The organism is Sinimarinibacterium flocculans (assembly GCF_003201205.1).
Classification (GTDB): domain Bacteria; phylum Pseudomonadota; class Gammaproteobacteria; order Nevskiales; family Nevskiaceae; genus Solimonas; species Solimonas flocculans.
In genome coordinates this window covers 78,501-101,277 of the sequence record NZ_QICN01000002.1, presented here as the reverse complement: position 1 = coordinate 101,277, position 22,777 = coordinate 78,501, and the positions used below count along the sequence as shown (strand labels likewise).

Sequence of the window (22,777 nt, the reverse complement as noted above, 5' to 3'; positions counted from 1 at the left end):
AATCTGACCATGAGCAGCACCACGCTGAAAATCGTCGCGGTGGTCGCGGTACTGCTGGCCATCGTGCTTGCCTTCGTCGGCTTTCGCATCAGCCGCGACTATGCCGAGCAGGCGCAGCAGGCCCAGCAGCAGGTCGCGCAGCAGGAGGTGAAGCAGACCCTTGCGGTCGTCGCCCTCAAGCCCCTGGCCGCGTATCGGCCGATCGCCCGCGACGCCGTCGCCCTGGTCCCAGTGTCGGTGGTCCCCGCCGATCCGTACGACAGCATCGAGGATGTGGTCAACAAGGTGCCGCTGGTCGACATCGACGCCGGTGCACCGGTGACCCAGCGCTATTTCAAGGAAGGCAATGTCCTCGCCCGGATCATTCCGCCCGGTTACCAGGCGGTTTCGGTCGAAGTCAACGACGTGATTGCGGTGGGCGGCTTCGTGCGCCCGGGCGACATCGTCGATGTGCTGCTGTACCTGCGCGGCGGCACCGGACTCGACCAGCCGCAGTCGCGGGTGCTGCTCGAAGGGGCGCGCGTGCTGGCCTACCAGGAGCGGATCATCGATCGGCCCGAGGGCGTGCAGGATGACAACAACCAGCGTTCACGCCAGCGCACGGCGGTGCTCGCCGTCGCCGAAGACCAGACCACCAAGCTGATGCTGGGGTCGAGCCTCGGTGAGTTGCGCCTGGCGCTGCACAGCCAGGCCGAGCCGCTGGCCGGCGACGTCGCCCAGGCGGCTGGCGAGGCGCAGGTCCCGGGCAGGGTTTCCGCGAAGTCACCCGACAAGGCCATCGGCCTGGCCGAGCTGGGGCGCCTGAAGCCGCCAAGCCAGGACCGGCCGCGACCGCGGGTCGAGATTCTGCGCGGCGGCGCGCGCGAAATCGTCACCACCAACTGAGAGCCACGACATGAAGCGTGTTTTCGAACGGGGTGCAATCGAGCGGACGCGGGCGTGGGTCCGCGCATGCGTGGCGGGTCTGCTGCTGATCGCGGCGATGCCGGCGAGTGCCGACCCGACCGTACTGATGGTCGAGCTGGGCACCCAGCGCCTGCATCGCGCTGCCGGCGACGTCAGCCGGGTCGCGGTCGGCGATCCGGCAATTGCCGACGTGACCGTGGTCAATCGCCGCGAGCTGCTGATCACCGGCAAGGGCCTGGGCATCACCAGCCTGCATGTCTGGACCCGCGGCGCGCCGCAGCCGAGTTCGTACCGGGTGCGCGTCGGTGCGGTGGTCGATCCGACCGTGCGTTCGCGTCCCGATCCGGAGCTGTCGCAGGCGACCATCGATCAGGGCCGCAGCGTGTCCGGCAAGCTGCCGAATCTGCTGGCCCACCGCCGCGCCGCGCAGGCCGGAACGCTCGCCGAAGCCGGCACCGTGACCGACAGCAGCGGGGTTGAACTCGAAACCCAGGTGATGACCACGGTCAAGATCGCCGAGGTCGGGCGCAGCACGCTGCGCCGCTACGGCCTGCATGCGTCGAAGGCCTCGGGTGGCGATTCCGGCGGCCTGTTCGCGCCGGGCAGCCTGTCCGGGGTCGAGCAGAATTCGGGCGAGACCGCAGGCATCGAGTTCCTGCAGGGCCTGCCGATCCAGAATGCGTTCAACCTGGTGCTGGCCGATCCGGGCCGCGGCCTGCTCGGCATCATCAGCCTGCTCGAAGGCAAGGGTCTGGTGCGGGTGCTCGCGGAGCCGAGCCTGCTGGCGATGAGCGGCCAGACCGCGACCTACCTCGCCGGCGGCGAATTCCCGGTGCCGGTGAGCCAGGGCGGCGCCACGGCCGGCGGCATCTCGATCCAGTACAAGGAATTCGGCGTGCGCCTGGCGATCTCGCCGACGGTGCTCGCGCGCAATCGCATCGCGATGAAGGTCGCGCCCGAAGTCAGCGATCTCGATTTCTCGGCCGGCATCCAGATCGGTGGCGTTGCGGTCCCGGCGCTGTCGGTGCGGCGCACCGAGACCACGATCGAACTCGGCGACGGCGAGACTTTCGTGATCTCCGGTCTGGTCAGCAGCAATCTGGCCGACAACGTCAACAAGGTGCCGTGGCTCGGGGACATCCCGATTCTCGGCGCGTTCTTCAAGTCAAACGACATGCAGCGCCAGGACCGCGAGCTGATCATGGTGGTCACGCCGCAGCTGGTGCGACCGCTGGCCAGGGGCGCGACCCTGCCCAAGCTGCCCGGCGCCGAGTACGACCGCTATGCGCCGTCGGCGGCGCAGACGATCTTCCTCGAACGCGGGGACTTCGACAGCGGCTTTTCACGCTGAGCGTCGGCCTGCGCGACGACCGGAAGCCGCCATGTCGATCCCCGGTCGCCGCCCGCAGGCCATAGAATCCGCCCGAGTCGAACATCGGACGAACGCATCATGAAAACCCAGGCCGTCGTCGTCGCAGACGATCCCGTATACCTGAGCTGGCTCGAGAACGCGGCCGGACAAGGGGTGGAGTTTTCGCTGGTGCGGCCGCTCGACGCCGAGGACCTGATCGAGCGGGTGCAGATCATGGGCCGCGTCGACGTCGCGTTCTTCCAGTTCGAGGCCGGAACCCTTGATGCCCGCATCAGCATGATGGAGCGTCTGGCCGAGCGCATGCCGGATCTGCCGGTCGCCGGTCTCGGTGCCGACAGCAATCCGGACATCGTGCTCGCGGCGATGCGCGCCGGTGCGCGCGATTTTCTGGTGTTGCGCCGCGACGAGGGCGATGTCGCGGCGCTGATGTCCAAGCTGCTGCGGCGGTCCACGCCCGCCGCGCGCGCCGCGCAGAAGCAGGGTCAGCTGTTCGGCGTGTTCGCCGCGCATCCGACCGATGCGATAGCCTTCGTCGCCGAGCATCTGGCCCTGTCCGCGGTCGACATGCTCCCGCACAGCGAGCCGGTGCTGCTGATCGACATGGCCACACCGTCCGGCGCGGCCGCGATCTTCCTGAACATCAACCAGTCGTACAGCGTGCTGGACGCGATCAACGACGTCTATCGCTGCGACCAGACCCTGATCGACACCGCCTTCGCCAAGCACGCGAGCGGCCTGTACCTGCTGAGCCTGCCCGAGGACATGGTCGGCCGGCCGCAGGCCAACTTCGAGGAGTTCATCAAGCTGCTGCAGGTCGTTCGCGGCCTGTTCGCCTGCGTGGTCGTGTGTTTCGACGGCCACCTGCCGCTGGAGACCATCGCCGGCATCGTCACCCAGGCAGATCGCTCGGTGCTGCTGACCGACCAGTCGATCATGAAGTCGCGCCACAGCAAGTATCTGCTGCGTGCGCTGCGTCTCGAGGATTGCCCGCTCGACCGGACCGCGCTGGTGGTCGACAACTACCGCCGTCGCATCGGTCTCGAACCGGAGAACCTCGCCGAGATTCTCGATCTGCCGATGCTCGGCACGCTGTCGGCCAGCAATGGCAATGCGCGCATCCAGGCGATGAACGCCGGGGAATCGATGTTCACGATCGCGCCCAAGGATCCGTTCGCCGTCGACGTGCGCCGGTTGTCGGCGACCCTGCTCGGCGGCGGCGCGCGGATGGAACCTGCCCAGTCCGGCCTGCTCGGCCGGCTGTTCGGGTAATCAAGGATCTGCCGTGAACGCGCCGACCCCCGCGACCGACCCGCAGATCACGCGATTCCGGCTGTCTGATCAGTACCAGCAGCTCAAGAACAGCTTCCATCGTCACCTGATCCAGCAGATCGAGGAGCGCGATCTCGATATCGACCGCTGGGATGCGGTCAAGATCGACCGTTTCGTCACCGAGCAGATGCGCCGCTATGTGGTCGAGCAGCGCCTGCCGGTCAACCAGCGCGAGTCCGAGGCTTTGGCGCGCGACGCGCGCGACGAGCTGATGGGTTTCGGCCCGATCCAGGGCCTGATCGACGACGACAGCGTCAACGACATCGTCGTCAATGGTCCGGCCACGGTGTTCATCGAGCGCGAGGGGCGCCTGTACACGGCGCCGGTGCGCTTCTTCAACGATGCCCACGTGATCCGCGTGATCCAGCGCATCCTCGCGCCGATCGGTCGTCGCGTCGACGAGTCGACGCCGATGGTCGACGCGCGTCTGCCCGACGGCTCGCGGGTCAATGCGATCATCCCGCCGATCGCGCTCGACGGCCCGTGCCTGTCGATCCGCAAGTTCCGCAAGCAGCCGCTGTCCGCCGACGACCTGCTGCGCTACGGCACGCTCAGCGAGGCCGAACTGCATTATCTGAAGGAGCGCGTCGAGAAGCGCACCAACCTGATCGTCGTCGGCGGCACCGGCTCGGGCAAGACCACCTTCCTGAACCTGCTGTCGCAGTGGATTCCGCCGGACGAGCGCATCATCACCGTCGAGGACGCCGCCGAGCTGCGGCTCAACCACGGCCACGTCGTGCGTCTGGAAACGCGTCCGCCGAACCTCGAGGGCGAGCGCGCGGTCAGTGCCCGCGATCTGGTGCGCAATGCGCTGCGCATGCGCCCGGACCGGATCATCGTCGGCGAGGTCCGCGGCGACGAGGTGCTCGACATGCTGCAGGCGATGAACACCGGCCATGACGGCTCGATGACGACGATCCACGCGAACTCGACCCGCGATGCCGTGCATCGCCTCGAACTGCTGGCCGGCTTCGCCGGCTATACCGGCAGCGAGGTCACCTTCCGCGGACAGGTCGCCTCGGCGATCCAGCTGCTGGTCCACGTCAGTCGCCTCAAGGGCGGCGAACGCCGGGTGATGTCGGTGACCGAGGTGCTCGGTCTGCGCGGGCACGAGCTGCTGACCCGGGAGCTGTTCCGCTACGACGTCGAGCGCGGCCAGCACGTCGACTGCCGGGAGGTGCCCTGATGGGCTTGGCCATCGTCTTCGTGCTTGCGCTGCTGCTCGCGGGTGGCGCGATCTGGCTGTTCGTGCGCGCCGGCAAGCGCGAGCGCGAAGAGGAAGTCCTGCTGCGGCTGCGGGCGATGGGCGGCGACGAGGCGGCCCTTGTGGTGCCTGCGGACAATGCGCAGCTGCGCAACCCGCTGCTGCGCTGGGCCTGCCATCTGGTCTGGCGCACCGGGGCCGAGCTGTCGGCCGATACCGTCGGCCGCATCCTGCTGGTGATCGTCGGCCTCGCCGTGGTCGCGGTTGTCGTGCTCGGCTGGTTTGGCGGACTGTCGGCGACCGCGATGCTGCTGGCCTTCGGCTGGGCCTGGCTCAATCGCCAGGGTGCGCTGCGACGCGCACGGATCGTCGAGCAGCTGCCGCCGTTCATCGAGAGCGTGATCCGCGTGCTCGGCGCCGGCAACACGCTCGACGAGTCGCTGGCGGCGTCGGCGCGCGAGAGCACCGATCCGATCCGTCCGTTGTTCCTGTCGATCAGTCGCCAGGTGCGTCTGGGTGCGCCGATCGAGTCGGTGCTGATGGAAACCGCGGAGATTCACGGCCTGCGCGACCTCAAGGTGCTGGCGCTGGCAGCGGCGATCAACCGCAAGTACGGCGGCAGCCTGCGCAATCTGCTGCGCAGCCTGATCCAGGCGGTGCGCGCGCGTGACAGCGCCGCCCGCGAACTGCGGGCACTGACCGCGGAAACACGTTTCTCGGCTTTCGTGCTGTCGGTGATCCCGGTCGGCCTGATGGTCTACATCTTCGCGCAGAACCCCGATTACTACCGGACGATGTGGCTCGACGGCGTCGGCCGCTGGCTGCTGGTCGGATCGGTGGTCCTGCAGGTCATGGGCGTGCTGGTGATCTACCGGATGATGCGCTCGACCGGAGAGCCGGCGTGAGACGGAGCCTGCGCGCATGAGTCCGACCCTGTTCGCCGGTCTGGTCGCCGGCACCATCCTGCTGGCGACGATCGGCGTGTGCCTGGTCGCGATCCTGGTCGTGCGCAGCCGCGGCGAGAGCCATCTGCGCCGGCGTCTGGCGCCGGAGGCCAGCGGCGTCGGCGACGACCTCGATGATCGCGGGCAGCGGCCGCTGGTGGCGTCGATGGTGCGCGGCGGCAAGGCGATCGAGGGCATGGTCGATCCCGAGGGCGAGAGCGGCCGGCTGCTGATGCAGGCGGGCTGGCGCGGTGTCGAGCAGCGCGTGCTCTGGTACGCGTTCCAGGGCGTGCTGCCGATCCTGCTCGCCGCGCTGCTGGTCGGTTTCTGGATGTTCGCCGAGGTCGAGAGCAAGTTGCTGGTCACGGTGCTGCTCGGTTTCGCCGCCGCGGCCATGTCGTTCCTGCTGCCGCGCTGGGTGCTGCGCGGCGCGGCGGCCTCGCGCCAGCGGCGGATCAAGAGCGAGGTGCCGCTGCTGATCCATCTGCTGACCCTGTTGTTCGAGGCCGGACTGTCGATCCGCCAGGCGCTGGCCAGTCTGGTGCGCGAAGGCGGCGGGGTGCTGCCCGAGATCGGGCGCGAACTCGACCTGATGCTGCGCCAGATCGAGGCCGGTGCCGAAACCGGCGATGCGCTGAAGAATCTCGGCGAGATCCTTGCCGTCGACGACCTCAGCACCATCTTCGGTGTGCTGCGCCAGGTGGATCGCTACGGCGGCGAGATTCGCGAGCCGCTGCTCGAGGCCCTCGAGGTCATCGAGGAGCGGCGGTCGCTGGAGCTGCGCGAGAAGGTCAATCTGCTGTCCGGGCGCATGACCGTGGTCATGGTGCTGTTCTTCTTCCCGGCGCTGATGGTGTTCGTCGCCGGTCCGGCGTTCCTCGCGCTGATCCGCGCGCTGGGTGACGTCAATGGCTAGGAGCAGCCCTGGCCGATGGCGGCGCATGATCGCGGCCGGGCTCGCGCTGAGCCTCGCCGGGTGCGCGATGCCGCAGCGTGTCGACGCCCCGGTCGGTGCGCCGCGCGATCGCGATGCGCTGAATGTCGATCGCGAGGTCTACGCCGACCTGATCCGCTCGATGCTCGATCAGGACCAGTATTACGCCGCACTCGCGCATGTGCAGCAGCGCCGCGCGGCCGGCGGCGGCGATCTCGATACGCTGAACTATCTCGAAGCCGAGGCACGACGCGGTCTTGGCCAGATTGCCACGGCCGACAGGCTGTATCAGGGTCTGGTGCGCTCGCGCCTCGCCGGGCAGGCCTATCACGGCCTCGGCCTGCTGCACGGACGCACCGATCCGCCGCGCGCGATCGGCTTTCTGCGCGAAGCCGCGCGCCTGCGGCCGACCGATGCGAATGTCCGCAACGATCTGGGCTATGCCCTGCTGATCGCCCGGCATTACGGCGACGCCTTGCACGAGCTGGCGACGGCGGTCGAGCTGGCACCGGACTCGGACAAGGCGCGCAACAACCTGTTGCTGCTGATGATGGTGCAAGGCAACGAGACCGCGGTTGGCCGCATCACCCGCGAGGCGGCGGTTTCGCCGGAAACGATTACCCGTCTGCGCCAGCAGGCGCGCGCTTTGAGCAGGACGTCGACGACGTCAGGAGGTCGAGGATGAAACTCAAGTTTGCAGGGCCGACGATGGCGGTGGCCATGGTCATGTGCGCGATGCAGGTCGCGGTTGCAGCGGAGCCGCAGACCGCGCCGGTCGGCACCGATACCCGCGCCTGGCTGCAACTGCAGGCCAGCGGCAACGCCTCGAAGGGCGAGCTGCGGCCGATGCCGGGCGAGGTCGCCGACAAGGTTTACGATCGCTATCTGCAAAGTTTCGATAACCAGATTCCGGACGAGTTCGAGCGCGAGACCTTCGTGTCCGGAGGCAGCGGTTCCTGAGCCAGCGGATGGCGCGCACGCGTAGCCGCCAGGCCGGGGCGGTTGCGGTCTTTGCGGCGATCGCTGCCGGCGCGGGCCTGGCTGCGTTGGCGCTGGCGATCGATGTCGGCCGGCTGTACGCGGCGCAGCGCGATCTGCAGCGCGTGGCCAATCTCGCGGCGCTCGATGCCGCGCGCGTCACCGGCGGCTGCTTCGGCGAGCCCGAGGATCCGGCCGGCGCCGCACTCGACGAGGCGGCGGCGAGCATTGCCCGCAACACCGGACGCGGCGACGTCCGCCCGCTGACGGTCGAGATCGGGCGCGAAAGCCTGGCCGCCGACGGTCGCCGTTACTTCGATCCCGGTTTCGCCCGAACCAGTCACGCGGTCCGCGTGATCGTCTCGCGCGATGCGCCGATGCGCCTGCTGCCGCTGGCGCCGGCGGCCGGCACCCTGACCGCGGTCGCGTCGGCACGTTCGCGGCCCTACGCCAGCGTGCGGGTCGGCAGCCGTTTGCTCGAGCTTGATCCGCCGGTACTCGATCGCCTGTTTGGCGCGCTGTTCGGCGCGCCCGGTCTGAGCATTTCCGCGCTGGGCTATGCCAGCCTGCTCGAGGCCAATGTCCCGCTCAGCGACATTCTCGATTCGCTCGACCCTGGCCGTGATGACGAGATCAGCACACAGCCAGTTCCGGTTGCCGGGATCCTTCGCCGTCTGGTCGATTCGCTCGGGCGCAGCGGAAACGCAATCGCCGCCGCCGCCGTCGCGCAGATCGAGGCGCTGGTCGATGCGACGTCGCTGATCCTGCCGGAAGCCATCGTTGCCGTTGAGTACGAAGTCGCGCGTATTCTCGGTGACGCATTGATCAATGTCGGCGATCTGACGCTTGTCCTGGCGCAGGCGACGTCCGATCTGGCGCTGATCGAACTGCTCTATCGGCTGCCGCCCCCGCTCGGCGACAGCTCGGCGCTGATCCGGATCATCGAGCCGGGGCGGCCCGCCCTGCTGACAACGCGCAGGGTCCCCGGCGAGCCGGACGATCCCGACTTCGCGACTAACGCGCAAGCCTTGCTGATGACCGACCTCGGCGTCAGCCTGCCGCCGCTCGGCGTGAACGTGGCGCTGCCGCTGTGGGTCCAGGTGGCGCAGGCGACCGCGGAGGTCGTCGATATCCGCTGCGCGCGCAGCGGTCAGCCGCAGGATATCGTCACCGTCGAGGCGCGCAGCAGCATCAGCCGCATCGGCATCGGCGAGTTCGTCGATCCGACCGCACCGACGCCGGTGATGCAGCCGGCGACCCTGCTCGATACCCAGGTCGCCGGCAGCCTGCTCGGCCTGCCGCTGCCGGTGCGGGTGCGCGTCATCGCCGGCGCCAGCATCGATCTGCCCAGCGACCGGCGCGAGCTCGTGTTCACGAGCCCGTTCCCGGCCACGCCGGAGCCGATCGGCGGCCCGGATGCGGCGCTGCTGCGCGAGGCCTTGCAGGCGCTGCCGTCGCAGCTCGATCTCGAGGTCGAGCTGACCCTGCTCGGCAGCCAGGCCGGCGTCGTCGGCGATCGGGTCAACGCAACGCTCGAGAGCGCACGCGCGCAGATCGAGCAGACCCTGCGCAGCCGCATTGCCACTACACTGCTGGCAGCGGCAGATCCGCTGCTGGCGCGGGCCCTGCGTGACACCGGCCTGACCCTGGGCGGCGCCGAAGTCAGCGTCGTCGATCTGGTGGCTGAAGAACCTCATCTGTTCACGCGGTAACCGGGGGGCTCGATCTTTCATGGACCGGCAGCGATGGCTGATCGCACTGTCGGGCGCCAGCATGCTCGTGCTGCTGGCGCTGGGGGGCTGGTGCCTGCTGCACGCGCACCGCTTGCAGACGCGGCTCGATCATGTCCATGTCGGCGAGCAGACGCGGCGCGTGCTCGAACCGGCCCTGCTGGGCAGCGAGAGTGAGCGACGCCTGCGACCGCTGGTCGATGCCCTGCTGCAACGACCCGACCTCGGGTTGTACGCGCTCGCGGTCTACGACGCCGAAGGGGTCCAGCTCGCCCGTGCCGGCGTGCTCGAGGGTCTGCGCCTGCCTCGGGTCCCGGCGGCGACCCAGGCGCGGGCGCGCCGCGCCGGGTATGCGCTGATCGGCAGCGTCGGCCGTCACAGGCTGTTCGCCGCCGACCAGCGCCTGATCGGCACCGTCGAGTACAGCCTCGATCCGGGCGATGTCGACGGGGTGCGCGTCGAGGCGGTCGCCGCCTTGCGCCTTGCCGGCTGGATCGCGCTCGGCCTCGTCGCGCCGGTCGGCCTGATGTTTGCGTTGGCGGTACGCCGGCGGCGACGTACGCCGCCGCCGTGGGCGGGCCGTGCCGATCCGAACCGGCGCGGTGAGACGACTTCGTGGGGCGCAGCCGATCCGGGCGAGTTCCGCGACCGCGCCGGCGAGGTCATGGATGCGCTCGGCTACGGCCTGGTCGTGACCGACCGCGACGGTCGCGTGCGCTTCGTCAATGCGAGCGCGGAGCGACTGACCGGCTGGAGCGGCGCGGATGCCGCGGGACGCATGCACTACTCCGTGGTCCATCTGAGCGGCGCCGGCGGCGAGGACGCGACCGCCGCGCTGATGGAACGCGCGCTCGGGCAGGGACGCCCGCAGTCGGTGAGCGGTGCGGTGCTGCGCCAGCGTCACGGCAGCTGCACGCCGGTCGAGGTGATCGCGTATCCGCTGCGCAGCCGCCAGGGAGGGCTCGACGGCGTGACCCTGCTGTTCCGCGACCAGACGCCGTACCGGCGTGAGCTCGATTCGCTGCGCCGCGAAGTGCGTCTGTCGCAGGCGGTGGTCGATCATCTCGACGAAGGCCTGCTGACCACCGATGTGGCCGGTGTCGTGCGCAGCGCCAATGCGCGCGCCGAGCGGATGTTCGGCTACTTGCGCGACGAACTGGTCGGCTTCACCGTCGCCAAGCTGATGCCGGTGCCGTTCCTGAACCTGCCGACGATCCGGATCACGGACTACGTGAGCGGCCGCGGCAACGGCAAACTGCCCAAGGTCGTCGGCTGGCGCAAGGACGCGACCACGTTTCCGGTCGAGCTGTGGGTGCAGCCGATGCGCGTGGAAGGTTCGGAAGGCCTGGTCGTGATCGTGCGCGACATCAGCGAACGCCTGCGCGGCGAGAACCTCGCGACGCGCCTCGGTCGGCTGCTCGATGCTGCCAACGAGGAGATCTACATCTTCGATGCGCAGACCCTGCGCTTCCTCGAGGTCAACCGCGGCGCACGGCGCAACCTCGGCTACGGCGCCGAGGCGCTGGCGCGGATGACGCCGCTCGACATCAGCGAGGAGCTGGCCGACGACAGCCTGCGCAACTTCCTGTCACGCCTGCACAGCGGCGAGCGCGATCACCTGGTCTACCGCTGCCGTCATCGCCGCGAGGACGGTAGCAGCTATCCGGTCGAGGTTCGGCTGAACTACTCGCGCGAGGAGGAGCCGCCGGTGTTCATGGCGATCGCCACCGATATCAGCGAGCGGCTCGAAGCCGAGGAGAAGCTCAACCAGCTCGCGCATTTCGACGCGCTCACCGGCCTGCCGAACCGGGTGATGCTGTACGACCGTCTGCAGCAGGCCCTGCTCGCGGCGCAGCGCGGTGCGCGCATGCTCGGCGTGTTCTTTCTCGATCTCGACCGCTTCAAGGCGATCAACGACGAGCACGGCCACGAGGTCGGCGACCAGGTGCTATGCGCGGTTGCCGACCGGCTGCGTTCGGTCATGCGGCCGAGCGATACGATCGCACGCCTGTCGGGCGACGAGTTCGTCGTGCTCACGCCCGGACTGCGCAGCGCCGAGGACGCGGAGTTCCTCGCGCAGAAGGTGCTGGAACGTTTCGCGCAACCGCTCGATCTGCCGGGCCTGTCCATCAACTGCCGCCCGAGCATCGGCATCACCCTCTATCCGCTCGACGAGTCCGACGCCGACGGACTGCTGCGGCATGCCGATCATGCGATGTACCAGGCCAAGCAGGCGGGGCGCGGCTGCTTCCGCCTGTACACCCTGCACATCGATCCGCAGCGCCTGCGCCAGCTCGAACTCGAACGCGGGCTGCACGCCGCCGTCGCGCTCAACCAGTTCCAGTTGCAGCTGCTGCCGGTGCTCGATGGCGAGGGCGCTGCCCGCGCACTGCTCGGGCGCATGCGCTGGCAGCACCCGCACTACGGCTGGATCGAGCAGACCGAGATCCTGCAGGCGGCGGGCCGTGCCGGTCTGGTCGCCGACATCGAGCTGTGGATGATCTGCGAGGCCTGCGAGCGTCTGCGCGAGGTGGCGGCCGCGGGCCTGCCGCTGCTGCCGCAGGTGCTGCCGCTATCGGGTTGGCAACTGCGCGACCGCGAGTTCCTGGGCCACCTGTCGGGCCTGTTGCAGCGCTATGCCGTCCCGGCCTCGGCCCTGGTGCTGGCGCTGACGCCGGACGGTCACGTTGAGGCGGAGGACCGCCATGCCGGTCTCGACGAGCTGATCGCCGGCGGGCTGCGTTTCGGTCTGCGCGACTTCAACCGCATGCCCGCCACGCTGACCCTGCCGCTGGCCTGCGTACTCGTCGGAGAACCGCTGACCGACCAGGTGTCGACGATGCGCGACATCCGCGAGGCGGCGGGTGGCGAGGTCCTGGTGGTGGCCAGCGGAGTAGAAGACCAAGCCGTGCTCGGGCGCTGCCGCGAGGCCGGTATCGACGGCTTCGCCGGCTCGGCCGTCATGCCGGCCTTGGCGGGTGAAGTGCTCGGCGACTGGCTGCGGCAGGCGCGCGTGGCGCCGCCGCGCTGAGGGGAGCGACAGCCGGGGGCGGGGTCAGTCGCGCGTCAGGCACACCGCGAGCACGTCGCAGCGGGCGCGCTGGACGACGTCTTCCTCGGTATGGCTGAACAGCGCGGACAGGCCGTGACGCGGGTGATGACCGACGATGATCAGGTCGGCGCCGAGTTCCTTGGCCGCGCGATGGATCTCGGCAGCCACACCGCCACTGGCCACACGCAGCTGTGCGGACTCGAGGCCGAGCCGCACACTCAGCTCGTGCAGGCGTGTGCGCGCCTGCTCCTGCAGTTGCGCGGCCAGGTCCGGCGGTGCCGCCATCAAGGCCTCGCCGGTTTCCAGCGGGATGTACTCGACGACGTGAACGATCGAGAGCCGGGCACCGAACTGGGCGGCGAGGGCCTTGGCGCGTTGTGCAACGCCCTCTCCGTGTTCGTCGATCGCGATCGCAGCGAGCAGGTGCTGGTAGGTCATGCGCGGCTCCGGGTTCGGTGGGTCCGTCCGTCGGTTGGCAGTGTTGCGGATTTCGGCCGTGCTCGCCAGTCGGGGTTTTCAGCGCGTCTGCAGCAGGCCGGCAAGCCGTGCGAAGTCGCGCGCGTGCAGGGTTTCGGCGCGGGCTTTCGGGTCGATGCCGGCACGCTCGATCGTCGTGGCGTCGGCCAGTCCCTTGAGCGTGTTCGCCAGCGTCTTGCGGCGCTGGGCGAAGGCCTGGGTGACGACGCGGTCGAAGACCGCCAGATCCGCGATCGCGAAGTCCGGCGTGCGCGGGACCAGGCGCACGATGGCCGAGTCCACTTTCGGCGCCGGACGGAACGCGCCGGGGCCGACATCGAACAGGTGGCTGACGGCGCAGCGCGCCGCGAGCGCCACGGTCAGGCGGCCGTAGGCGCCGTCGCCCGGTGCGGCGCACATGCGGTCCACGACTTCCTTCTGCAGCATGAAGTGCATGTCGCGCACAGCGTCGGCCTGGCCGAGCAGGTGGAACAGCAGCGGCGTCGAGATGTTGTACGGCAGGTTGCCGACGACGCGCAGCGGCGAGTCAGCGGATGCGAACGCCCGGAAGTCCACGCGCAGCGCGTCGGCCTGGACGACGCGCAGGCCGGGCAGCCCGGCGCAGGCCGTCTGCAGGTGCGGGATGACCTCGCGGTCGATCTCGATCACGGTCAGCGCGCCGCTGCGTTCGAGCAGCGGCCGCGTCAGCGCACCGAGCCCCGGGCCGATCTCGACGAGCGCTTGTCCCGGTCGTGGATCGATGCTGCGCAGGATGCGGTCGATGACCTGCGGATCGTGCAGGAAGTTCTGGCCGAAACGCTTCTTCGCGGCGTGCGGGGGCCGGGTCGACATGACGGTCAGCGCCCGTGCGCCAGGTCCGCGGCGAGCGCGAGCGCCGCACGCAGGCTGCCGGGATCGGCGCGACCGCTGCCGGCGAGGTCGAGCGCGGTGCCGTGATCGACCGAGGTGCGCACGATCGGCAGGCCCAGTGTCACGTTCACGGCCTGGCCGAACCCGGCGTGCTTGAGCACCGGCAGACCCTGGTCGTGGTACATCGCCAGCACCGCGTCGGCTTCGCCGAGCAGCGCCGGCGTGAACAGCGTGTCGGCCGGCAGGGGACCCGTCAGTCGCAGGCCTTCGCCGCGCAGGCGGTCGAGCACCGGCGCGATCACGTCGATCTCTTCGCGTCCCAGATGGCCGGATTCGCCGGCATGCGGGTTGAGCCCGCAGACCAGCACCCGCGGCGCCTCGATGCCGAAGCGGCGACGCAGGTCGGCGACCAGCGTGCGCAGCACCGTATCCAGCCGCGGCGCGGTGATCGCGTCGGCGACGGCGCGCAGCGGCAGGTGCGTGGTCGCCAGTGCGACGCGCAGCGGCGGAGTCGTCGGCGCCACCAGCATCATCACCGGTGCGCCGGTTCCGCAGCGCTCGGCCAGATACTCGGTGTGGCCGGAGAAACGCCCGGCGGCGGCGACGTCGGACTCGTTGATCACGCTCTTCTGCACCGGTCCGGTCACCAGCGCGTCGGCGTCGCCGCAGAGGCACAGGTCGACCGCACGGTCGAGGGTTTCGAGCACGTAGGCGGCGTTGGCGGGGTTCAGGCGGCCCGCCTGCGCCGCAGCGCGCAACGGCACCGGCAGTACCTCGATCGAGCCGGCCGGCGTCGCCTGCCGCGGCGCGGAGGGGTCGAAGTCGCGCAGCGCCAGCGTCACGCCGAGCTGGTCGGCCCGGGCGCGCAGCAGGGCGGCGTCGCAGACGGCGACGAGTTGCGCCGGAACCGGTGCCGACTGCGCGAGCAGGCAGGTCAGGTCCGGGCCGATGCCGGCCGGCTCGCCCGGCGTGATCAGGATGCGCGGCAGCATGCGCGCGCCGCCGCGGCCCGGGCCCGGCTCAGGTGCTGCGGGCGGCCTCGGCATCGTCCGGCAGGCGGTACTCGATGTAGGCCTCGCTGCGCAGGCGCCGAAGCCAGATCTCGTATTCCTCCGCCGACTTGCGGCTGCCGATCGCGTTGCGCGCGCGGGCACGACGCGTTTCCTCGGTGGTGTCGCGCGTGCGCCGTTCAAGCACGCCGGCCACGTGCCAGCCGAACTGCGTGCGGAACGGCGGCGACAGCTCGCCCGGCTGCAACTGGTCGATGCGCACCTGGAACTCCGGCGCGAAGACGCCCGGCGGCTGGAAGCCGAGGTCGCCGCCGCTGTTCTTGGAGCCCGGGTCGTCCGAGTACTCCTTGGCCAGCTTGGCGAAATCCTCGCCGGCCTCGAGCCGGTTGTAGATGTCGCGGGCCAGCAGCCGCGCCTGCTCGTCGTCGCGCACGGCGTTGGTCTGGATCAGCACGTGACGCGCGCGGGTCTCGTCGACGGTCTTGCGCTCCGGGCCGCCGCGGATGTCGGCGAGCTGCACGATGTGAAAGCCGCCGGACGCCTCAATCACGTCGCTGGTCTCGCCGGGTGCGAGGTCGGCGGCGGTCAGCGCGAACAGCTGCGGCAGGGCGTCGGCGCGGCGCCATTCGAGATCGCCGCCCTGCAGGGCCTGCTGGCCGTCCGAGTGCGCAATCGCGATCTCGGCAAAGGCCTCGCCGCCACGGATGCGCTGCAGCAGACCTTCCGCCTTCTTGCGCGCCGCATCGCGCACGTCCGCGCTGGCGCCTTCCGGCACCGCGACGAGGATGTGCGACAGCCGGTACTCGACGTCGGGATCGGGGCCCTGCGTCGCCAGCAGCATGTTGACGTCCTGGTCGGTGACGACGACGCGCGAGTCGACCTCACGGGCGCGCACGCGCTGGATCATCACTTCCTGCCGGATCTGCTCGCGCAGCAGCAGGTAGTCCATGCCGTCGGCCCGCACCGCCTCCGCGAACTGGGCGAGCGTCATGTCGTTCTGGCGGGCGAGGTTGGTCAGCACCTCGTTGAGCTCGCGGTCGTCCACGCGGATGCCGGCGGACTCGGCGCGCTGGGTCTGGATGCGCGTGAGGATCAGGCGCTCGAGCACCTGCGCGCGCAGCACGTCGGTGTCCGGCGCCGCGATGCCGCGCGTCTGGATCTGGCGGCCGGCTTCGCGCATCGCGGCGTTGAGCTCGCTCTGCAGGATCACGCCGTCATTGACGACCACGAGAATGCGGTCGATCGGCGTGGCCGCCTGTGCAGGCGCCAGCGCCGCGGTCATCGCGATCAGCAGCGGCGCGGCGAGACGGCGCAGGAACAGGGCAGAAGCAGGATTGGAAGTCATGGACGAACAGCGATCTGGAGGTGCGAAAGGGCAATTATCAACCATTGCGGGTCGGCCGCGGGCGGCGCGCCCGGAGCGTCATTCGACAACGCCTGCCGGGAACAGGTTCGAGACGCCGGAACCCAGGCGCGCCAGGCCCTTGAGTTCGAGCTGCAGGTAGACGCCGGTGTTGAAGCGCCCCTGGGTGTCGGCGACATAGCGCCGGTAGGACGTGGCCACGGCCCAGCAGCAGGTCTCGTAGCGCACGCCGGCGAGCGCGTCGAGCGAGTTGTCGTCGCGCACCGAGTAGCGCCAGCGTCCGAGCAGGCTGAAACCGGCCGCGAGCGGGGTCGACAGCAGCAGGTCGGTCTGTTCGAGCAGGTCTTCGCGGAAGCGGTAGGCCACTTCCAGGTAGCGGCGCTCGGTGCGGAAGCGCACTGCGGCGCTGGTGCGCGTGAAATCGGCGCTCTCCGGCGACCACTGCGTGTCGAGGCGCAGGGTCCAGTTGTCGAGCAGGCGGTAGTCGACGATGCCGATGAAGTCGGTCGCGCCGCGGTCCGGCGCCGGCTCGTCGGGCAGGCGCACGCGCGGGGTCTGGAAGCGGAACAGCTGGCCGAAGCTGGCGCTGGCGCGCACGACGCCGCTGTCCGGATCGAGCTGGCGGACCGTCACCGCGCCGGCGAACTGGTTGGCGTCGGAGATGCGGTCCTCGCCGGAGAAGCGGTTGCGGGCGAACAGCTGGGTCAGGTCGAAGTCGGGTTCGCCGCTGTCGAACACCGGCACGTCGTCCTGGTTCTCGTAAGGGATGTAGAGATAGAACAGGCGCGGCTCCAGCGTCTGCAACGCGCCGGAGCGGGTCACGCGCTCGAAGCGCAGGCCGTACTCGGCGCTGAACTGCGGCAGTGCGCGGTCCACCTGCTGGTTGCGTCCCGGCTCGGTACCGGTCAGCTCGTAGGTGGTGTAGCGGAAGTCGAGCTGCGACTTCACGAACCAGGCGACACGGTCCTTCTCCATGCGCAGGTACGGGTGCAGGTCGAAGCGCTGGCCCTCGATCGAGTCGCTGCGCACGAAGTTGACGTACTCCGCGCTGCCGCCCAGCCGCGTGTCCAGGATCGCATTGCGGGTGATCGCGTCGATGCGCAGCTGCGGCAGGCGCCGGTACGGGTCGTCGACCGGTTCGAGGTTGCTGGCGATCGTCTGGTAGTCCTGGAACAGCGCCTGCACGGTGTAGGACGCCGGCGCGTTGTAGGTGAAGCGCGCGCTGCGTTCCAGGTGCGTGATCGAGGACAGGTCGATGCTGCCGCCCAGGTCCTCGAAGTAGGCCGGATCGCTGACGTCGGCATAGCGGATGTCGACGCCGAGCTGCCGCGTCAGCAGGCCGCGGTGTTCGAGTTCGGTGTAGGCGCGCGTCTCGTCGTCGAGTTCGCGGTCCTCCAGCACCTCGTAGCCGACGCGACCCTCGGAGCGGCGCAGCAGGTAGCGGCCGTCGGCGTCGAGCTGCAGGCCGCGTTCGGACATGTAGCGCGGCGTCAGCGTCGCGTCGTAGTTCGGCGCCAGGTTGAAGTAGACCGGCTGGCGCACGTCGAAACCGGTCTTGCTCGATTCGCCGAACGTCGGGAACAGCAGGCCGGTGCGGCGCCGGTCGTCGATAGGGAACTGGAACCACGGTGCATACAGGATCGGCACGCCGAAGAAGCGCAGGCGCGCATTGCGTGCGGTGCCGAGGCCTTCGTCGTGATCGAGCCTGATCGAACCCGCCTCCAGGTACCAGGCGTCGGACTGCGGGGCACAGGTCGTGTAGCGCGCGGCATCGAGCCGGGCCGTGCCCTCGGCGTCCAGCTCGATGCGTCCGGACTCGCCGCGCGCGGCGCGCTCGGGCAGGACGAAGGAGGCGCCGTCGAAGCGCCCGGTCTCGGCGTCGAGGTCGAAGTCCGCGGACTGCGAGCGGATCGTCAGGTCGCCGTTGCGGAACACCGACGGCGCACCGACCTCGACCCGGCGTTCGCGCTCGTCGTAGGACAGCTTCTCCGTGGTGAACTCGCGGTCGCCGAAGCGCAGGCGCACCGAGCCTTCGAGTTCGGAGCGGCCGTCGACGTCGAGATCGACGCGATCAGCGTCGAGCAGCAGCCGCGGGTCGTCCGAGGGCTCGATCTGCGGAATCGTCTCGTCGAGCTGCACGCAGGCGGCCTCGACGGCGTACGCGCCGGGGCATGCGAGCAGACTGGTCGCCAGCAGCGGCAGGGCGGTTCGGACGGACAAGGTCGGTGGGTGGGCTTGTCGGCCGGCCAGTATATTCGCTCCCGGCCGCCGTCCCGGGGATCGAGGGTCATCCCGGCGGCACGCCGGTGTAAGCTGCGCGCCCGCTCGCATCGCCACGCAGGCCGACCCGCTCCCATGTCGCAGATCCTCACCGAGACAGGCGCCAACGACCCGCGAGCCGCCCTCGCGCAGCGCTGGGCGCTCGACCGGCTCGGCCTGGCCGAGGCCGTCTTCGGGCCGGCGTCCGCGGACGCCAGCTTCCGGCGCTACTTCCGTGTCGAGGACGGCGCGCGCAGCTGGATCGTCATGGACGCCCCGCCCGAGCGCGAGAATCTGGCACCGTTCATCGAAGTCGCCGCGCTGATGCAGGCCACCGGGCTGCACGTGCCGCGGATTCTTGCGGAGGACCGCGCGCAGGGCCTGCTGCTGCTCGACGATCTCGGCCGCCGCACCTACCTGCAGGCGATCGGGCCGGACAATGCCGACGCGCTGATGGGTGATGCGATCGACGCGCTGGTGCGCTGGCAGAAGGCCAGCCGTCCGGGCGTGCTGCCGCCCTACGACGAAGCCCTGCTGCAACGCGAGCTGGACCTGTTTCCCGAGTGGTACGTGGGTCGCGAGCTGGGCCGGGAACTCGACGGCACGCAGCGCGGCTGGTTGCGCGAAACCGAACGCCGGCTGCTCGATTCGGCGCTGGCGCAGCCGCGGGTCTGGGTGCATCGCGACTACATGCCGCGCAACCTGATGCTGGCCGAGCCCAACCCCGGCATTCTCGATTTCCAGGACGCGGTGGAAGGGCCGATCACCTACGACCTCGCCAGCCTGATGCGCGATGCCTTCCTGTCGTGGCCGTCCGAGCGCATCGACGGCTGGATACGGCTCTACTGGCAGCGCGCGCGTGCCGCCGGCCTGCCGGTCGGCGACGATGCCGCGGCGTTTCGTCGCGCGACCGACTGGATGGGCCTGCAACGCCATCTCAAGGTGATCGGCATCTTCGCGCGCATCTGTCACCGTGACGGCAAGCCGCACTATCTGGCCGACGTGCCACGCTTCGTCGGCTACGTCCGCGACGTCGGCGCGCGCTACGCCGAGATGAGCCCGCTGCTGCGGCTGTTCGACGCGCTCGGGCTGCGCGCCCCGTGACCACGGCCTTCATCCTCGCGGCCGGCCGCGGCGAACGCCTGCGTCCGCTGACCGATCGCAGGCCCAAGCCGCTGATCGAGGTCGGCGGTCGTGCGCTGATCGAGCACCACCTGCTGCGCCTGCGCGCCGCCGGCATCGGCCGCGCCGTCATCAATCTCGGCTGGCTCGGCGCACAGCTCCGCGAGCGGCTGGGCGACGGCAGCGCCTGGGGCCTGCAGATCGCCTGGTCCGACGAGGGCTGGCCGGCGCTGGACACCGGTGGCGGCATCCATCGGGCGCTGCCGCTGCTCGGCGACGCGCCGTTCGTGCTCGTCAACGGCGATGTCTGGTGCGACCTGCCGCTGGCCGCGCTGCGCGAGCGCGCCGAACGGTTGCCGGCCGGCGACCTCGCGCATCTCGTGCTCGTGCCCAATCCGCCGCAGCATCCGCAGGGCGACTTCGCGCTCGCCGGCGACCGCGTGCGCGAGTCGGGCGCGGCGCGTCTCACCTACAGCGGACAGGCGGTGCTGCGTCCGCAGTTGTTCGCCGGCTGCACCGGCGGCCGCTTCAGCCTGGTTCCGCTGCTGCGCGCGGCGATGCAGCGCGAGGCCGTTTCCGGCGAGCGCTACGACGGCCAGTGGCTGGACATCGGCACGCCAGAACGGCTGGCAGCGCTCGCCGCGCAGCTCGGCGGCTAGGACCCTGGGCGGCAGAAACGCGCGCGGCTGCGACTTCGCCATTTCGGCCATCTTCCGCGCTGCTTCTCGGCCAATAGTCCCTGCTATTGGCCTCGAATCGACGCGAAACCTGTCTCGAAATGGTTTGCCTCGCCTGCGGGGTTCCCACCGCCCAGTCTCCTAGGCGAAGGCAGACGCCACGAGCTCGTAGCTGCGCAGTCGCGCCGCGGGGTCGTGCAGGTTGGAGACGATCATCACCTCGTCGGCGCGGCATTCCCGTGCCGCGCGCTCGATCCGCTCCCGCACCTGCGCCGGGTCGCCGACGACGGTCAGCGCGCGGTAGTCGCGAATGGCCTCGCGCTCGGCGGCGCTGTACGGATAGGCCAGCGCTTCGTCCGGACTCGGCAGCGGCAGGAATTCGCCGCGGCGGATGCGCAGCCACGCCAGATCCATCGTCGCGGCGTGGTACTCGGCTTCTTCCGTCGTCGGCGCACAGACCACCGACATGCCCAGGATCGCATGCGGCTGCGGGAAATCCGCCGATGCCTGGAAGGCGGCGCGGTAGGCCGCGAAAGCCGGCGCGGCCGGCGCCGGGCTGAAATGGCTGGCGAAGCTGTAGCCCATGCCGGCCTGACCGGCCATGCGCGCACTGGCGCCGCTCGAGCCGAGCAGCCAGATGGGCGGCAGCGCGGCGTCGACCGGTTCGGCATGCACGCCGCGGTACGGATGTCCCGGCGGAAAGTCGTTGCGCGAGAAGGCGAGCAGCTCCGAGAGCTGCTGGCCGATCGCGTCGCCGCCGGCGGCGCGCAGCGCACGCGACGCGGCGACGTCCGAGCCCGGGGCGCGGCCGATGCCCAGGTCGATGCGGCCCGGATGCAGGGCGGCGAGCGCGTGAAAGCTTTCGGCGATCCGCAGCGGCGCGTGATTCGGCAGCATGATGCCGCCGGAGCCGACGCGGATGCGCGTCGTCGCCGCGGCCACGTGCGCGATCAGGATTTCCGGTGCGGCGCTGGCGACGCTGGGCATGCTGTGATGCTCGGCGAACCAGTGGCGCACATAGCCGAGCCGTTCGCCCAGGCGCGCGAGGTCGACGCAGCGGTGCAGGGCGGTGCAGGCCGAGGAACCGGCCGCGACCGGTGCGAGATCGAGAATCGAGAGGGGAAGACGCATGCCGGTCTTGTACTGCACCGCGGCGGCCAGCGTCCACGGGCGGCGTCCGGTCGGATGCTAAAGTGCACGGCTTCCCATCCACACGCCTGCCGATGACCGACTCGCCGGAACACCTGCCCGACGCCGACTTTCTCGAACGCTGTGCCGCGCTGGCGCTCGACGCCGCACGCGCCGGCGGTGCCACGCAGGCTGAGGTCAGCGTCGGGGCCAGCCGCGGTTTCTCGGTCAACGTGCGCAAGGGCGAGGTCGAGAGCCTCGAGTTCCAGCAGGATCGCGATCTGGGCGTGACCGTGTATGTCGGTGCGCGCAAGGGCAATGCAACGACCGGCGACCTCGCCGAGTCCGGCATCCGCCGCGCCGTCGCCGCGGCGCTGGACATCGCCCGGGCCACCGGCGAGGACCCCTGCAACGGCCTGGCGGATGCCGCGCTGATGGCGACGGATTTTCCCGATCTCGACCTCGATCACCCCTGGGAGATCGACGCCGACGCCGCGATCGACCTGGCGGCGGTCTGCGAGCGTGCGGCCTTCGATGTCGACGCGCGCATCACCGGCAGCGAGGGCGCCAGCGTGAGCACCCACCGCGGGCGCAGCGTCTACGCCAACTCGCACGGCTTCGTCGGCGTGCGCACGGGCAGCAACCACGGTCTGAGCTGCGCGGTCATTGCCAGCGTCGGCGAGGACATGCAGCGCGACTACTGGTACAGCAGCGCGCGCCGCCCGACCGACCTGCTCGACGCGCAGCTGCTCGGACGCAAGGCCGGCACGCGCGCCGTCGCCCGCCTCGGCGCACAACGGCTCGGCACCTGCACCGCGCCGGTGCTGCTGCCGCCGGAGATCGCGCGCGGTTTCTGGGGCCACCTCGTCGGCGCGATCTCGGGCGGCACGCTCTACCGCCGCGCGAGCTTCCTGCTCGACCGTCTCGGCGAACCGGTCTGTGCGCCGTTCGTCACGCTCAGGGAGCAACCGCACCTGCCGTGCGGCGCCGGCAGCGCCGCCTACGACGGCGAGGGCGTGGCCACACGCGAACGCACGCTGGTCGAGTCCGGTGTGCTGAAGGGCTGGCTGCTCAGCAGCTACTCGGCACGCAAGCTCGGCCTGCAGACCACCGGCAATGCCGGCGGCGTGCACAACCTCGTCGTCGAGCCGGGCACCGAGGACTTCGACGCGCTGGTGCGGCGCATGCACCGTGGCCTGATCGTGACCGAACTGCTCGGCCACGGCGTCAGCCTCGTTACCGGCGACTACTCGCGGGGGGCGGCCGGCTACTGGGTCGAGAACGGCGCCGTCGCCTATCCGGTCGAGGAACTGACGATTGCCGGCAACCTTGCCGAGATGTTCAGGAACGTCGTGGCGGTCGGCAGCGACGTCGACCCGCTGGCCAACGTGCGCACCGGCTCCGTGCTGCTCGAACGCATGACGATCGCCGGGCATTGAGCCG

Annotated in this window: 19 protein-coding genes; 13 read left to right on the top strand and 6 right to left on the bottom strand. The window is 70.1% G+C overall.

Annotated elements, in window-relative coordinates:
- Positions 1-9 precede the first annotated feature (9 nt).
- The 10 genes from cpaB to C8D93_RS04170 all read left to right on the top strand — a co-directional run bounded on the left by cpaB (position 10) and on the right by C8D93_RS04170 (position 12,428).
- On the top strand, positions 10-885 hold the full coding sequence (cpaB, locus tag C8D93_RS04210; protein WP_110263926.1) for a Flp pilus assembly protein CpaB: 876 nt from the start codon (positions 10-12) through the stop codon (positions 883-885).
- Positions 886-895: 10 nt separating this feature from the next.
- Positions 896-2,257, top strand: coding sequence for a type II and III secretion system protein family protein (locus C8D93_RS04205; RefSeq protein WP_110263925.1), 1,362 nt, complete (start codon positions 896-898; stop codon positions 2,255-2,257).
- A gap of 99 nt (positions 2,258-2,356) precedes the next feature.
- The gene (locus C8D93_RS04200) at positions 2,357-3,547 is read left to right on the top strand and encodes a CpaE/TadZ family protein (protein ID WP_110263924.1); all 1,191 of its coding nucleotides are present in this window, start codon (positions 2,357-2,359) and stop codon (positions 3,545-3,547) included.
- Between the two features lie 13 nt (positions 3,548-3,560).
- On the top strand, positions 3,561-4,793 hold the full coding sequence (locus tag C8D93_RS04195) for a TadA family conjugal transfer-associated ATPase (protein WP_110263923.1): 1,233 nt from the start codon (positions 3,561-3,563) through the stop codon (positions 4,791-4,793).
- Entirely contained in the window at positions 4,793-5,716 is a 924-nt protein-coding gene (locus C8D93_RS04190) for a type II secretion system F family protein (RefSeq protein WP_110263922.1), read from the top strand. Before C8D93_RS04195 ends, C8D93_RS04190 begins: the two co-directional genes overlap by 1 nt.
- 16 nt (positions 5,717-5,732) lie before the next feature.
- Positions 5,733-6,671, top strand: coding sequence for a type II secretion system F family protein (locus C8D93_RS04185; RefSeq protein WP_110263921.1), 939 nt, complete (start codon positions 5,733-5,735; stop codon positions 6,669-6,671).
- Positions 6,672-6,696: 25 nt separating this feature from the next.
- On the top strand, positions 6,697-7,374 hold the full coding sequence (locus C8D93_RS04180; RefSeq protein WP_170123888.1) for a tetratricopeptide repeat protein: 678 nt from the start codon (positions 6,697-6,699) through the stop codon (positions 7,372-7,374).
- Positions 7,371-7,649, top strand: a complete 279-nt coding sequence (locus C8D93_RS20585) for a DUF3613 domain-containing protein (protein ID WP_170123887.1) — start codon at positions 7,371-7,373, stop codon at positions 7,647-7,649. The genes C8D93_RS04180 and C8D93_RS20585 overlap by 4 nt, the downstream gene beginning before the upstream one ends.
- An 8-nt stretch (positions 7,650-7,657) precedes the next feature.
- A complete protein-coding gene (locus C8D93_RS04175) occupies positions 7,658-9,379 on the top strand; it encodes a Tad domain-containing protein (RefSeq protein ID WP_110263920.1) in 1,722 nt (573 codons plus the stop codon).
- Positions 9,380-9,398: 19 nt separating this feature from the next.
- Positions 9,399-12,428, top strand: a complete 3,030-nt coding sequence (locus tag C8D93_RS04170; RefSeq protein ID WP_110263919.1) for a sensor domain-containing protein — start codon at positions 9,399-9,401, stop codon at positions 12,426-12,428.
- Positions 12,429-12,452: 24 nt separating this feature from the next.
- Here C8D93_RS04170 and C8D93_RS04165 read toward each other — a convergent pair whose 3' ends face one another.
- From C8D93_RS04165 to C8D93_RS04145, 5 genes are all read right to left on the bottom strand, one after another.
- A complete protein-coding gene (locus C8D93_RS04165; RefSeq protein WP_110263918.1) occupies positions 12,453-12,887 on the bottom strand; it encodes a universal stress protein in 435 nt (144 codons plus the stop codon).
- Positions 12,888-12,965: 78 nt separating this feature from the next.
- Positions 12,966-13,757: a 16S rRNA (adenine(1518)-N(6)/adenine(1519)-N(6))-dimethyltransferase RsmA gene (rsmA, locus tag C8D93_RS04160; RefSeq protein WP_110263917.1), complete on the bottom strand. Its 792-nt coding sequence runs from the start codon at positions 13,755-13,757 to the stop codon at positions 12,966-12,968.
- Between the two features lie 5 nt (positions 13,758-13,762).
- Positions 13,763-14,767 carry a 4-hydroxythreonine-4-phosphate dehydrogenase PdxA gene (gene pdxA, locus C8D93_RS04155; RefSeq protein WP_110264341.1) on the bottom strand — a complete coding sequence of 335 codons (1,005 nt, stop codon included), beginning with the start codon at positions 14,765-14,767 and terminating at the stop codon, positions 13,763-13,765.
- Between the two features lie 28 nt (positions 14,768-14,795).
- Positions 14,796-16,130 carry a peptidylprolyl isomerase gene (locus C8D93_RS04150; RefSeq protein ID WP_110263916.1) on the bottom strand — a complete coding sequence of 445 codons (1,335 nt, stop codon included), beginning with the start codon at positions 16,128-16,130 and terminating at the stop codon, positions 14,796-14,798.
- Between the two features lie 78 nt (positions 16,131-16,208).
- Positions 16,209-18,368 carry an LPS-assembly protein LptD gene (locus C8D93_RS04145; RefSeq protein ID WP_110263915.1) on the bottom strand — a complete coding sequence of 720 codons (2,160 nt, stop codon included), beginning with the start codon at positions 18,366-18,368 and terminating at the stop codon, positions 16,209-16,211.
- A 135-nt stretch (positions 18,369-18,503) separates the two neighbouring features.
- Here C8D93_RS04145 and C8D93_RS04140 point away from each other — a divergent pair, with 135 nt between their 5' ends.
- Both C8D93_RS04140 and murU read left to right on the top strand, forming a co-directional pair.
- A complete protein-coding gene (locus tag C8D93_RS04140) occupies positions 18,504-19,511 on the top strand; it encodes an aminoglycoside phosphotransferase family protein (protein ID WP_110263914.1) in 1,008 nt (335 codons plus the stop codon).
- Positions 19,508-20,188 carry an N-acetylmuramate alpha-1-phosphate uridylyltransferase MurU gene (gene murU, locus C8D93_RS04135; RefSeq protein WP_110263913.1) on the top strand — a complete coding sequence of 227 codons (681 nt, stop codon included), beginning with the start codon at positions 19,508-19,510 and terminating at the stop codon, positions 20,186-20,188. The genes C8D93_RS04140 and murU overlap by 4 nt, the downstream gene beginning before the upstream one ends.
- Positions 20,189-20,347: 159 nt before the next feature.
- On the opposite strand, the gene C8D93_RS04130 is transcribed toward murU, so the two are convergent.
- Positions 20,348-21,337, bottom strand: a complete 990-nt coding sequence (locus C8D93_RS04130) for an LLM class flavin-dependent oxidoreductase (RefSeq protein ID WP_110264340.1) — start codon at positions 21,335-21,337, stop codon at positions 20,348-20,350.
- Positions 21,338-21,429: 92 nt separating this feature from the next.
- Between C8D93_RS04130 and pmbA the strand changes: the two genes are divergently transcribed.
- Positions 21,430-22,773, top strand: a complete 1,344-nt coding sequence (gene pmbA / locus C8D93_RS04125) for a metalloprotease PmbA (RefSeq protein WP_110263912.1) — start codon at positions 21,430-21,432, stop codon at positions 22,771-22,773.
- Positions 22,774-22,777 lie beyond the last annotated feature (4 nt).

Coding starts and splice junctions, on each gene's coding strand:
- cpaB (WP_110263926.1), top strand. CDS start 10: ATGAGCAGCACCACGCTGAAAATCGTCGCGGTGGTCGCGGTACTGCTG.
- C8D93_RS04205 (WP_110263925.1), top strand. CDS start 896: ATGAAGCGTGTTTTCGAACGGGGTGCAATCGAGCGGACGCGGGCGTGG.
- C8D93_RS04200 (WP_110263924.1), top strand. CDS start 2,357: ATGAAAACCCAGGCCGTCGTCGTCGCAGACGATCCCGTATACCTGAGC.
- C8D93_RS04190 (WP_110263922.1), top strand. CDS start 4,793: ATGGGCTTGGCCATCGTCTTCGTGCTTGCGCTGCTGCTCGCGGGTGGC.
- C8D93_RS04185 (WP_110263921.1), top strand. CDS start 5,733: ATGAGTCCGACCCTGTTCGCCGGTCTGGTCGCCGGCACCATCCTGCTG.
- C8D93_RS04180 (WP_170123888.1), top strand. CDS start 6,697: ATGATCGCGGCCGGGCTCGCGCTGAGCCTCGCCGGGTGCGCGATGCCG.
- C8D93_RS20585 (WP_170123887.1), top strand. CDS start 7,371: ATGAAACTCAAGTTTGCAGGGCCGACGATGGCGGTGGCCATGGTCATG.
- C8D93_RS04175 (WP_110263920.1), top strand. CDS start 7,658: ATGGCGCGCACGCGTAGCCGCCAGGCCGGGGCGGTTGCGGTCTTTGCG.
- C8D93_RS04170 (WP_110263919.1), top strand. CDS start 9,399: ATGGACCGGCAGCGATGGCTGATCGCACTGTCGGGCGCCAGCATGCTC.
- C8D93_RS04165 (WP_110263918.1), bottom strand. CDS start 12,887: ATGACCTACCAGCACCTGCTCGCTGCGATCGCGATCGACGAACACGGA.
- rsmA (WP_110263917.1), bottom strand. CDS start 13,757: ATGTCGACCCGGCCCCCGCACGCCGCGAAGAAGCGTTTCGGCCAGAAC.
- pdxA (WP_110264341.1), bottom strand. CDS start 14,767: ATGCTGCCGCGCATCCTGATCACGCCGGGCGAGCCGGCCGGCATCGGC.
- C8D93_RS04150 (WP_110263916.1), bottom strand. CDS start 16,130: ATGACTTCCAATCCTGCTTCTGCCCTGTTCCTGCGCCGTCTCGCCGCG.
- C8D93_RS04140 (WP_110263914.1), top strand. CDS start 18,504: ATGTCGCAGATCCTCACCGAGACAGGCGCCAACGACCCGCGAGCCGCC.
- C8D93_RS04130 (WP_110264340.1), bottom strand. CDS start 21,337: ATGCGTCTTCCCCTCTCGATTCTCGATCTCGCACCGGTCGCGGCCGGT.
- pmbA (WP_110263912.1), top strand. CDS start 21,430: ATGACCGACTCGCCGGAACACCTGCCCGACGCCGACTTTCTCGAACGC.